Below are 12,700 nucleotides of genomic sequence, written 5' to 3'. Positions count from 1 at the left end.
CGCATCATCTGCGGATTGATCTTCACCCCGCCAAACACCACCGAGTGGCGCATGGGCAGGTACTGGCTGTAGCTCTGTACGTTGTCGAACACCTGCGCCGCCAGTTCGCGGGTCGGCGTCAGTACCAGCGCGCGCACCTGGTTGTTGCGCGCGCGCTCGCCGCCGGCCAGGCGGTGTAGCAGCGGCAGGGTAAAGCCCGCGGTCTTACCGGTACCGGTCTGCGCCGCGGCCATCACATCGCCGCCGCGCATGACCACCGGAATGGCCTGGGACTGAATAGGGGTGGGTTGGGTATAGCCCTGCTCCGCGACGGCGCGGGCAAGTTCCGGCGCAAGGCCGAGATCTTCAAATAACATAAAACTACTTGATTCAGAGTGAATTCTTCGCGCAACCGGTTTGCCAACGGGGCTTATACCGGGATTGCACGATCAGGGAGTGGCAGAGGGAGAGGTTTGACTCCCCGTTCGAGAGTCAGCTTGTGTCGGGTCAACCTTCTACCACCGTGTGCGCCGCTTCAGGCATTAGCCAGCGATTCCCCGCTGGCGCGTTGCGGCATTCAGTAGAAAGGTATCGGACCCGAAAGCGGGAACAATATTCCAAAAATGAGCCGGAAAGGCATCCGGCCTACAGATGTCGCAGCTGGCGTAACAGCCAGCCGCGGCACTATACCACAAGGCTGCAGACTGCCCAGTTTTATTTGCAGCACAAGAATATTTGCGCTAAATGCCGCCATCACCGGCGATTCCGCGGCGATAGCTTGGGAGGCTGAAGACAGCACCGTAGGCTTTTGGAACGGAAGGTGTAAACCTGCCGGGTTAATCGGTAATCGCAATATCAAACACAACCGACAAAACAGTGAGCCACCGATTGAAAAAACGGGTCGTGCTGGCGGACCACCGCTCGCGATCCAGCAACCGTGGTAAACGGGGAGGAGACACAATATGAGTGCCACGACGACCAAACATGCCAGCCAGGATCTCTTTAGCACGCGCTATACACTGAGAGACGGTCGGCAGGTACTCATTCGCCCGGTGCGCAGCTCCGATGGCGAGCTGGAACGAGAGCTGGTTGACGGCCTCTCCGCCGACTCCAGCCGTATGCGCTTCCTCGGCGGTATCGGTCAGGTAAGCAAGCAGTTGATGCACATCCTCACCGATAACGATTCGCGGCACGAGGCGTTTATCGCCATCGCCGAAGACGAGGCCGGTAATCCCCATGCGGTGGGGGTTGCCAACTTTGCCTGCGACCCGGATGGGCGCGCCTGCGAGTGCGCGGTGGTAGTCGCCGACGAATGGCAGAATGCCGGCCTGGGTAAGTACCTGTTGCAGGATCTGGTGGACGCCGCCCGGGAAGACGGACTGGAAGAGATTTACTCCATCGAGTCCGCCGGCAACAACGCCATCGACCACGTTGCCCGGGAGCTGGGATTCGATTGCCATGCAGACCCCAGGGACTACACCACGGTGCGGTACAGTCTGAGCTTGCGCTAGCCGCCTGCTGAGCCTGCGCTAGGAGCGCGGGCCAGCGCTGCAGTTGCGGGCAATGTACTCAGCGTGTGCGGGCATGGCAGAGACAGATCGCTCGATGACCGACCTGATCTCCTGCATCCGCCCCGCCAGCAACTCCTGCGGCATTACATCCACCAGGGGATGGTAGCTTCGCGGCAACACCCCCTGCCCGACCATGACTTCCATCCAGCTCAGCTCGTTGAACAGCTCCGCTTCCGCGCGCACGATTCGGCCACTTTTCTTGAACTGCTGGATTTTCTGTCGCAATGACTGCGGAATTTCCATGGTGCGGCAGTAGTCCCAAAATTCCGAATCATCCCGCTGGGTAATGTGATAGTGCAGAATCAGGAAGTCGCGGATTCTGTCCACTTCCGAGTGGGTCTGGCGGTTGTACTCGTCCACATCTTCACGGTCAAAATGCCGGTTGGGAAACAGGGTCAGGAGACGCGCAATGGCAGACTGCACCAGGTGAATACTGGTGGACTCCAGCGGCTCCATGAATCCGCTGGCAAGGCCGATGGCGATACAGTTCCTGTGCCAGAATTTATTGCGTTTACCGGTGGTAAATTTCAGCAACTTTGGCTCCGCCAGCGGTGCGCCATCCAGGTTCTGCAACAGCAGCTCCCGCGCATCCTCCTCCGACATAAACCGGCTGCTGAACACATGGCCATTACCGGTGCGATGCTGCAGCGGGATGCGCCACTGCCAGCCCGCGGGGCGCGCGGTGGCGCGGGTATAGGGCAGTGGGTCACCACTGCTTTCGCAGGGCACCGCCCAGGCCCGGTCACAGGGCAGCCACTGGCGCCAGTCCTCGTAGCCCACCCCCAGCGCCTGTTCGATCAGCAGCCCGCGAAAGCCGCTGCAGTCGATAAACAGGTCCGCCTCGATCTTCGCACCATCTGCCAGCTGTAGCGACTCGATAAAACCGTCGTCCTTGCGCAACCGGGTATGCACAACCCTGCCCTCGGTGCGCACCACACCGCGCTGCTCCGCATATTCCCGCAGCGCACGCGCGTACAGACCCGCATCAAACTGAAATGCGTAGGCGATATTGGACAGTGGGGAATTGCCGGCATCGATGGAGCGCATAAACCGCCCCTGCTCCGCCGCCAGCGCGGTCAGGGTATATTCGCCAATCTCACCGGCGCGCCCGGCCTGATACTCCCTGAACCAGTAGTGATAGAAGGGGATCGCCTCCATATCCTTGCCGACCTCACCGAAGGCGTGAATATAGGAGCTCCCCAGGCGCCCCCAGTCCACAAACTGAATGCCCAGTTTGAAAGTGCCGCGGGTTTTGCGCAGGAATGCGTTTTCATCCAGCCCCAGCATCTGGTTGAACAGCTGGATCTGTGGAATGGTGGCCTCGCCGACGCCGACGGTGCCAATGGTCTCCGACTCCACCAGTTCGACCTGCACCGTGCCCCTGAGCACCTTTGCCAGGGCTGCGGCGGTCATCCAGCCCGCGGTTCCGCCTCCCACAATCAGAATCTTGCGAAGTTTTTTGTCCTGCATCGGCGCTATCCACTGTTTTCTGTCATTTATTTTTGTTGTCCGGAAATACTACAAAAAAAGCGCACTGAAAAAACAGTGCGCCCGGGTAGTAATCCCGTGAGACGAGTCGAATGATCAGAAAGTGGCGCGCGCAATCAGCGCTATGCGGCGGTCGTTGATAAACCAGGAGCGCGGTGCCTCGGTACCCTCATTGTCCAGAATCATGATGGTCTCGGTCTGGGTATCCAGCAGGTTGGAGGCCTGCAGCCCCAGGGTGACACCATTGTCAAAGTTGTAAAACAGTGAACCGTCGAGGAAGCCGGCATCGTCGTTCCACAACGGGTACTTGCTGATCACATCGCGGGTGGTCAGCAGGTATTTGGAACGCCAGTTGTAGGCAAGGCGCGCGGACCAGGGGCCCTTTTCGTACATGCCCACCAGGTTGAAGGTGTGTTCGGAAACACCCTTCAGTGGCAACAACGAAATATCCGGTAGCGGGTAGCGGTCTGCCGAATCACTGTCGGCAGACGTTGCCGGCTCCGCCGGCCCACCGAGGCCGCTGTTGCTCAGCCCGGAGTCGATCCAGGTGTAGTTCAGCTGCAGCCCCAGGCCATCGAACGGTTCCGGCAGGAAATCGTAGAATTGCTGGTAGGCCAGCTCCACACCCTGCATGTAACCGTCGCCGCCGTTGATGGTGGTGGCGAAGTCGACAGACTGCATCTGCCCGCTCAGCGGGTTGGCAAACTCCCGCGGGAAGGCACCGGTAATGAAGGTGTCGCTCAGGTCCTTGTAGAACAGCGAGGTGGTGAAGGAGCCCACCTTGGCAAAGTACCACTCCAGCGAGGCGTCATACTGGATCGACTCCATCGGCCACAGGTAGGGGTTGCCACCGGAACCCTGCCACTGCACCGGTGCCACGGATTTGATATCGCGCCCGGCATCCTCTTCGCCATCCCCCGAGGGCGGCGGCGCATTGGGCGAGAGCTCTTCGTCCGGTACATAGGTGACACCGAGGGAGCGCGCCCCGAGTACTGCCTGGTTGCGCACCTCCGACATATCCGGCAACGCAATGGCCTTGGAAACCGCGAAGCGCGCCAGCAGGTCATCGCTCATCTGCAACTTGAGGTTGAAGCTCGGCAGCACGGTGGAGTATTTACTCACCCCCTGTTCCAGGGTGAAGGCATCGTTGCCGAAGGCCTTTTCTTCCGCGCTCAGCCAGTTGTTGGAATCCCGCGCATAGGCGATGGCATCCTTGACCGTGGCATAGCGCCCGTCGGCCACCGCCTGCTCGCCCCAGGCATAGATCGCATCGTAGTCACTGAGATCGGTGGGTGCACCGGACGGATACGGCAGTCCGATCAGCTCCGGGTACTGTACCGAGCCGAGCGCCTCGCGCTCCAGTTCCACATAGCGCAGGCCCACATTGCCGGCAAAACGCAGCGCGGTTTCATCGGAACCGAAATCCAGCCGCAGATAGGCGGCGCGATTGGTTTCGGTGGTATTGAACACTTCCGGCGCCTGGAAAATACCTTCCGCCACGATATCGTCGCGGTTCGGGTACGGCACCCAGGGGTCGTTATCCGGCGCAGAGTTATACAGTTCGCGCTGGCCTTTAACCACCGCTTCCACCAGGTCCGCGCTGGGGAACAGGAACCCCCCGCCCGGTACCGAGAGCACGTCACCGCGGTGGAAATCCTCAAAGTCCACAAACACATAGCCCTGGTTCGCCACCGCCGGATCATTCAGGTACACCGCCTGCTTCCACTCGGCACCGATGGTGCCCCAGTTGTAGGAGGTGGTGCGGACGACCTGCTCGCGCTCGGCGAAGCGCACACCAAATTTTGCCGCGCGGAGCAGGCCCAGGGGCTCTTCGCTGAAGTGGTAGGCACCGTCAAAGCGGGAGGCAAAGGATTCACCCTCGGAGCGCTCGTAGTGGTCCATGGCCGAGCGCCACCAGTAATTTTCCGGATTCTGGAACCAGTCCGGGTTGTCACTGCCGTCGTAGGGTTGATAGGGGTTAGCGATGGCAAGTGTCGGCGTATCGCCGCTGGTGTCGTACAACTGTGCAGCCCACTGGCCGAGGGCAACCTGCAGGTCGTCGTCCTGGGTTTCCGCCTCGATATACTGCAGGTCCACCCCGTACTCCCAGTTCTCATTCGGCGTGAATTGCACGTTGAACGAGAAATCATCCACCACCGTGTGGGTTTCCTTGTAGCGGGTATCGGTCTGGAACTTGGTGCCAAACTCGCCGTCGCCCGGGGCGTAACCGCCGCGCCAGCCGTTGGAGACATGCACCATGGCACCGTCCTCGAACACGCCGTTGTCATCGAAGGAAAACTCGGTGCCGTCCAGCGGGCCTACCTGGCGCTCGCCGTCGTAGGAGTCGCCCTGGTATTTCACCGCGTTTTCCACCCACGACAGGTTCGCGTCCGAACGCATGAACTGGGCGGTTGCCTGGATGGTTTCGTCCGGGGCGGCCCACTGGAATGCGCCCGCATAGCCCTTGCGGGTGCGGTCGTCGTTCTTCATGAAAAAGTTGGAACCGTTGGGCACCCAGACGGTGTCGAACCCCTCCGCACCGGCGATTCCGGCAGCGTCGTATTCGAGATAGGTGTCGGACTGGATCCCGTGAGAGGTACCGTCCAGCTTCGACTGCGCCACATTGAACAGCAACCCGAACTCGCCGGCACTGGTGGTCCAGCGATCGCTGTACAGCCCGGACAGGGTCGGCGTGGAATCGTCACTCAGGTCGCCCCTGGAAACATCCCCGGAAATGGAAAAGGTCCCCTCGGGCAGATCGAAGGGCTTGCGCGTGCGCAGGCTGACGGTGCCGCCGATGCCGCCCTCGATCATGTCCGCGGACTGGTTTTTGTAGATATCCACACCGCCCATCAATTCCGGCGGCACATCCTGGAACGACAGGCCGCGTCCGGAGTTGGCGGTAAAGGAATCGCGCCCGTTGAATTCCGAGCGGGTGGCGGTCATGCCACGGATGATGACCCCGGAGCCCTCCACCCCGAAGTGGTCCGGGTCGTCGGCACCGGCAAAGCGCTCGATGGAAACCCCGGGCATGCGCTGCATGGCTTCGAGCACGCTGCGGTCCGGCAGTGACCCCATGTCTTCAGAGGAGATGGAGTCGACAAACGTGTCCGCCTCGCGCTTGATGTCCTGGGCATTCTGCAGGTTGTAGCGGACCCCGCTGACGATGACCTCTTCCATCGCCGCTGACGACTCCTCGTCGGAGTCCTCAGCCTCCTGGGCCAGTACCTGCTGGGCGCTGAACGCGGTGGCCGCCAGCGCAATGATCACTTCGGAAAGTCTGTTTTTCTTGAACACGGGTGTGCCCCCATCTCGCTTGCCGCCGGCGCGTCCGTCGCTTGCGCGAATTCCCGGATGGCTGCTGCGGCTTGTTATTGTGATTGGCCGATTATTGTTTTGTTACCGCTACCAATTTCTAGAATTATTCACCACACTGCCCCCTGTCAAGGACTTTCAAGCGGCGAAAAACCGCGATCTTGCCGGCAACGTGAGGATTTTAACGCCAGCCGTTGTAAACGTTTACATCGAATGGTAGCGTTACCGTCAATCGGCAACCAAGACCGAAAACCCGTTCAAGCAGCAGCAAGCAATGCCGGAGGGAGGAACCCCGATGGCCGGAAGCCCCCGGGGCCGCCCACAAGAATAACCACTTGCGCGACTGTAGCGATGACACAAGCGATGACCCGTCACCGTCACTCCTGTGACCGCACCCGCGTCAGTAACCCGCGGGCGGCAAGCCCTGCGCCGCCGCCACGCAAAGCCGTATTCACAACAAAAAAGCCCGGAATACCGGGCCAACGGAAAGGGTATGACCATGAAAAACTCACTGTTCCCCATCGCACTGCTGGCACTGGCAGTGGCGGCAGCCGGCTGTACCGAAAAGAAAATTGAGGGGCCGGACGCACCTCCAGTCTCCGACAACAACCAGGCCCCCGTTGCCGAAGCCGGTCAGGACCTCACCGTCGCCGGCGGCGACAGTGTCACCCTTTCCGGCGCCGGCTCGGACAGCGATGGCAGCGTGACCAGCTTTAACTGGAGCCAGGCCTCCGGTCCATCGGTCTCCCTCGACAGCGACGGCAGCGGCACCGCCACCTTTGCCGCGCCGGAGGTGGAGGAATCCACCAAACTGGTGTTCGAGCTGCGAGTGAGCGATGACGGCGGCGCATCCAGCCCGGCAGATTCGGTCACAGTGACCGTGCTGCCGGCACAGCAAAAGTTTTTCGGCACCGCCATCGAACACGCCGACGACTACAACCAGCTCACCACATACTTTGACCAGGTCACTCCCGGCAACAGCGGCAAGTGGGGCAGCGTGGAAGCCACCCGCGATTCCATGAGCTGGACCGATCTCGACACCGCGCATACCTTTGCCGGTGATAACGGCCTCGCGTTCAAATACCACACCCTGTTCTGGGGCCAGCAGCAACCGGGCTGGCTGGATGGACTGAGCGCGGAGGAGCAGCGCGCGGAAATCGATGAATGGCTCGCCGCTGTCGCCGAGCGCTATCCCGACCTGGCCATGATCGATGTGGTCAACGAACCCCTGCACGCGCCCCCCGCGTACAAGGACGCCCTCGGTGGCGACGGCGAAACCGGTTGGGACTGGCTGATCACCGCGTTCGAACTGGCGCGGGCACATTTCCCGGAATCGAAGCTGATCCTGAACGACTACAACATCCTCAACCTCGCCGACGCCACCGACGATTACCTGGCGCTGGTGGAGCTGCTGCAGTCCCGCGGGCTGATCGACGGTGTCGGCGTGCAGGCGCATTTTCTCGAACAATCCCTGGCCGCCGATGTAAAAGCGAACCTGGACACCCTCGCCACCGCCGGCCTGCCAATTTACGTCTCGGAGCTGGACATCAACTTTGCCGACGATGCCCGCCACGCGAACAAACTGCGCGACCTGTTCAGCGTGTTCTGGGAACACCCTGCGGTGGCGGGAGTCACCCACTGGGGCTACCTGCAGGGACACATGTGGCGCAGCGAGGCCTGGCTGCTGGCCAGCGATGGCAGCGAGCGCGCCGGCCTGCAGTGGCTCAACTGCTACCTCGCCGGAGACAGTAGCTGCGACACGCTGGTGCCCGACTATGTGCCGGCGGGCTGGTCCGGCAGCGACAGCCTGATCACACTGCAGGCGGAGCTCTACGACGAGGGCCGCGGCGTGCAGGCCGCAGGCGAGGTGGTGGCGCACACCGATGTGGGCGACTGGATCGTGTTCCGCGGGGTCGAGTTCAACGAAAACTGGGACAGCTTCAGCGTCAACTACGCCAAGGGTGCCGGCACCACCGGCAGTATTTCCATTCGCCTGGACACACTGGACAGTGCCAACACCCTGCGGGTCGAATTGCCGCCCACCAATGGCTGGAGCGAATTCGAAACCGCGACCGCCGACTGGGCCCCCATTTCCGGCAGCCGCGATGTGTATGTGCGCTTCAACGATGTCAGCGGTGTGGGCAATATCGACTGGCTGCGCTTTGGTATCGCGGGCGCGGAGCCGGTGGCCAACCTGGTGAGCAACGGCGATTTCGAACAGGGTGCCGATGGCTGGAGTGCCGGCTGGGCCGGCGGCAGCCTCGCCACCTCGAGCGACCAGGCCCAGAGCGGCAACCGCAGTCTGCTGGCGTCCGGTTTCGGCGGCGGCGCTTACGCGCTCTACGATCTGACCGGCGCGGTCGAGGCCGGCGGCAGTTATCCGGTAAGCGCCTGGGTAAACCTGAGCATGGCGGGACGGGTAACGATTACCCGCAAACTGGCCTGCGCGGGCCAGTCCGACAGCTACAGCTGGCTCACCGATAACGCGGACATTGTCGCAGCCACCTGGACCGAGTTGCAGGCGACACTGGAAATTCCGGCGAGCTGTGAGCCGACCGAGGTGTTGATGTATTTAGAGAACACCGCCGCGGGCACGGATGTGTATATCGACAACGTGCAGGTGATTGCACCGGCCGCTGGCGAGGACACCGGAGATGGCAACCTGATCAATGACGGCGGCTTTGAGGGTGCGAGCCTGGCGGGTAACTGGAGCGCCTGGTGGAGTGCCGGAACTTCACTGGCAGTCAGTGATGAACAGGCGCAGGCCGGCGCGCAGAGCCTGAAGGTATCGACGCGCGCTGAAAATTCCATGCCGTCTTACGACCTGACCGCGGCGGTAATACCCGGCACAACCTATGACGTGAGTGTGTGGGTCCAGCACTCCGGTCCGGATGCGGCGCCGGTGACGCTGACAAGCAAGCTGGCCTGCGAGGGCGCCGACGACAGTTATTCGGCCGTGGCGAGCAGTGACGCGATGGCCGCGAACAGCTGGAGCGAGCTTGCGGGCACCCTGGAGATTCCGGCGGATTGCACGGTGAATGAGCTGCGGCTGTATTTTGAGGGCACCCCGCTGGAAGTCGAGAGCATCTATCTCGACGAGTTCTCGGTTACTCCGCAGTAATCTTCTCCGCCTCCCCCGCAGAACTTGGCAAAGTTTTGCGGGGGAGGCGGCGCACCGGTTTCCTTTTTACTTTGTTTTTTAACTTCGTCTATTTAACTTTGTTTATTTAACTTTGTTTATTTAACTTTGTAGCAATGGGGCTACCGAACGCACAATGTCCAAGATCGCTTCTCTACTCTCTGCCACATTGCTGGCCGCCCTTGTTTTGGTACCCGGGTACGCCCGGGCCCTGGGCAGCGACTCATTTATTTCGGGAACCCGGGATGCTGGCGGCGTCGCGCTGGTAGACGGCCGCAAAACGGCAATCCTTTACCGGGACGCCAATGCAGACTCTGCCATTGCACTCGCCCTCGACGACCTGCAGCGGGATATCCAGCGCGTAAGTGGATACAAGCCCGCACTTGCAACCGCGGTCGAAAAGCTGCGCGGAGATGTGGTCATCGTCGGTGAAATCGGCAAGAACACGCTGATCGACCAGCTGGTTGCTGCGGGCAAGCTGGAAGTTGGCGAGGTTACCGGAAAGCGGGAAGGCTACCTGCTACAGGTGGTGGAAAAACCACTGCCGGGGGTAGCGCAGGCGCTGGTGATTGCCGGCAGTGACCGGCGCGGCGCAGCCTATGGCGTTTACGAACTCAGCGAACAGATCGGCGTTTCGCCCTGGTACTGGTGGGCGGATGTACCGGTAAAAAAATCGCGGCACTTGTATGTTGACGCCGGTACCCGGGTCGCGGACTGGCCGCGGGTCAGGTACCGCGGGATTTTTCTCAATGACGAGGCACCCGCACTGACCGGGTGGGTGCAGGAGAAGTACGGCAACTACAACCACGAGTTTTACGGCAAGGTCTTTGAACTGTTGATGCGGCTCAAGGCTAATTACCTGTGGCCGGCGATGTGGAACAACGCGTTCAGCGACGACGATCCACAGAATATGGTGCTGGCCCATGCCCGTGGAATCGTGATGGGCACATCGCACCACGAGCCGATGATGCGCGCCGACAAGGAGTGGAACCGCTACGGGGAAAATTTTGGCAACGGCGCATGGGATTATGCGAGCAACCCCGACGGGCTGTACGACTTCTGGACAGCAGGCGCAAAGCGCAACAAGCCCTTCGACAATATCGTCACCCTCGGCATGCGCGGACAGGAAGATACGCCCATGAGCGAGGAGCAGAATATCGGCCTGCTGGAAAAAATCGTACACGACCAGCGGGAAATCCTCGGCAATGTCTTCGATGATCGCCCTCTTTCAGAAGTTCCCCAGCTGTGGGCGCTGTACAAGGAGGTCCAGGGTTATTACGAGAACGGCATGCGCGTGCCGGACGATGTGACACTGCTGTGGTCCGATGACAACTGGGGCAATATCCGCCGCCTGCCGACGCCGGAAGAGCGCAAGCGCAGCGGGGGAGCCGGGGTCTACTATCACTTCGACTATGTGGGCGAGCCGCGCTCCTACCGCTGGACCAACGTCACCCCCATCGCCAAGGTATGGGAGCAGATGAACCTGGCCTACGCCTACGGCGCCGACCGCATCTGGCTGGTGAATGTAGGCGATCTCAAACCGCAGGAGTTCCCCATGGAGTTTTTCCTGCGCCTGGCCTGGAATCCGGCCAGCTGGCCCAAAGAAAAACTGGTGCAATACGGTCAGTACTGGGCGGCGCGGGAATTCGGCGGCGAATATGCCCCGGAAATTGCCGACCTGATCAGCGCCTATACCCGCCACAACGGCCGCCGCAAGCCGGAACTGGTGGACGCGGACACCTACAGCCAGCTGAATTATCGCGAGGCGGAAACAGTCGAAGCAGAGTTACGGGCGATGGTGACGCAGGCCGAAACCATTTACTCAAAACTGGATGAGCGTTATCGCGATGCGTTTTTCCAGCTGGTACTGCACCCGGTCAGGGCCAGCGCGATTGTCAGCCGGCTGCATCTGGCCACCGGCAAAAATCGTCTCTATGGCGCTCAGGGGCGCGCGAGCACCAATGCCGAGGCAAACAAAGTCGCGGCGCTATTTCGCGAGGACGCCGAACTGGCGGCCGAATACCACCAGCTGAATGGCGGCAAGTGGAATCATTTTATGAGCCAGCCCCATATCGGCTATACCCACTGGAACAACCCGCCCGCCAACACCCTGCCCGCCACCGTGCGCTACACACCGCACGGCGAAGCGGATATGGGGGTTGCGGTGGAGGGCAGCGCGGAATTCTGGCCCGCCACCGGGAACCTGGCACTGCCGGAGTTCAGTCCCTACGGTGCTGCCACCCACTACATCGAACTTTTCAATCGCGGCAGCAAACCATTCGACTTTACCGCACAGCCCAGTGCGGACTGGATCCAACTCAGTGCCAGCGAGGGTTCGGTTGCGCAAAGCACACGCCTGCAGGTTTCCATCGACTGGCCGCGGGCGCCGGCAGGACGCAGCACGGAGTCCATATTTATTCGCGGTACCGGCTGGGGTGGCGCCACCATTGCGCTCGACACCTTCAAACCGGATGCGAAAGCCGCTGCCATGGTGCAGGGATTTGTCGAGGCGCAAGGAGTTGTCGCCATCGAGGCCGCGAGTTTCAGTCGCAAGCAGAATCGCGATGGCGCCGCCTGGGAAGAAATTCCGCTGCACGGGCGCAGCCACTCTTCCATCTCGGTGTTTCCGGTGAGCGACCGGGTTTACCGCAAGCCAGAGCAGGCGCCCTATGTAGAATACGACCTGACCCTGTTCACAACCGGGGAGATCAGCATCCAGGGCATCTTTGCCCCCAGCCTGAACTTCCAGCCGGGCCGCGGCCTGCGTTACGCCATTGCGCTGGACGATGAGAAGCCAAAGGTGGTGAATATCCTGGCGGGGGAAACCCACCAGAGCTGGGCGCAGGCGGTAAGTGACGGGGTGCGCGTGGCGACGTCCTCTCATCAGGTATCCAGGCCCGGCCCGCACACGCTGCGGATCTACGCGGTAGATCCCGGCGTTACCATGCAGAAACTAATCGTCGATACCGGCGGCCTGCGCCACAGTTTTCTTGGCCCGCCACAAAGCACTTACATTCAGCCAGACACGCGCGCTGCTGGGGGCACAACACCATGAACAGGCTTGTACGAAAAGGTATTCCGTTAGTCGCCGCGGCACTATTCACTAGTACGCTGGCCATCAGTGCGCTGGCAGAGGTACGCCTGCCAAAACTGATCGGCGACGGCATGGTGCTGCAACGGCAGGCACAGGTAAAAATCTGGGGCTGGG

General features: G+C 61.1%; 6 protein-coding genes. 3 read left to right on the top strand and 3 right to left on the bottom strand.

Features of this window, described 5'->3' with window-relative positions:
• On the bottom strand, window positions 1-356 hold a 356-nt coding region (locus QZ511_RS14525), incomplete at its 3' end, for a DEAD/DEAH box helicase (RefSeq protein ID WP_295803408.1).
• Window positions 357-941: 585 nt separating this feature from the next.
• Between QZ511_RS14525 and QZ511_RS14520 the strand changes: the two genes are divergently transcribed.
• On the top strand, window positions 942-1,490 hold the full coding sequence (locus QZ511_RS14520; protein ID WP_295803407.1) for a GNAT family N-acetyltransferase: 549 nt from the start codon (window positions 942-944) through the stop codon (window positions 1,488-1,490).
• 18 nt (window positions 1,491-1,508) lie between these two features.
• Here QZ511_RS14520 and QZ511_RS14515 read toward each other — a convergent pair whose 3' ends face one another.
• Window positions 1,509-3,020, bottom strand: coding sequence for a tryptophan halogenase family protein (locus tag QZ511_RS14515; protein ID WP_295803406.1), 1,512 nt, complete (start codon window positions 3,018-3,020; stop codon window positions 1,509-1,511).
• Between the two features lie 114 nt (window positions 3,021-3,134).
• The gene (locus QZ511_RS14510) at window positions 3,135-6,335 is read right to left on the bottom strand and encodes a TonB-dependent receptor (RefSeq protein WP_295803405.1); all 3,201 of its coding nucleotides are present in this window, start codon (window positions 6,333-6,335) and stop codon (window positions 3,135-3,137) included.
• A 511-nt stretch (window positions 6,336-6,846) separates the two neighbouring features.
• On the opposite strand from QZ511_RS14510, the gene QZ511_RS14505 reads away from it, so the two are divergent.
• Together QZ511_RS14505 and QZ511_RS14500 are read left to right on the top strand one after the other, a co-directional pair.
• Window positions 6,847-9,474 (top strand): endo-1,4-beta-xylanase, encoded by a 2,628-nt coding sequence (locus QZ511_RS14505; protein ID WP_295803404.1) that lies wholly within the window; start codon window positions 6,847-6,849, stop codon window positions 9,472-9,474.
• A 154-nt stretch (window positions 9,475-9,628) separates the two neighbouring features.
• Window positions 9,629-12,547 carry a glycosyl hydrolase 115 family protein gene (locus QZ511_RS14500; RefSeq protein ID WP_295803403.1) on the top strand — a complete coding sequence of 973 codons (2,919 nt, stop codon included), beginning with the start codon at window positions 9,629-9,631 and terminating at the stop codon, window positions 12,545-12,547.
• Window positions 12,548-12,700: the final 153 nt, after the last annotated feature.

The organism is uncultured Microbulbifer sp. (genome assembly GCF_913055755.1).
Taxonomy (GTDB): Bacteria; Pseudomonadota; Gammaproteobacteria; order Pseudomonadales; family Cellvibrionaceae; genus Microbulbifer.
This window is presented reverse-complemented; position numbering and strand designations above follow the sequence as displayed.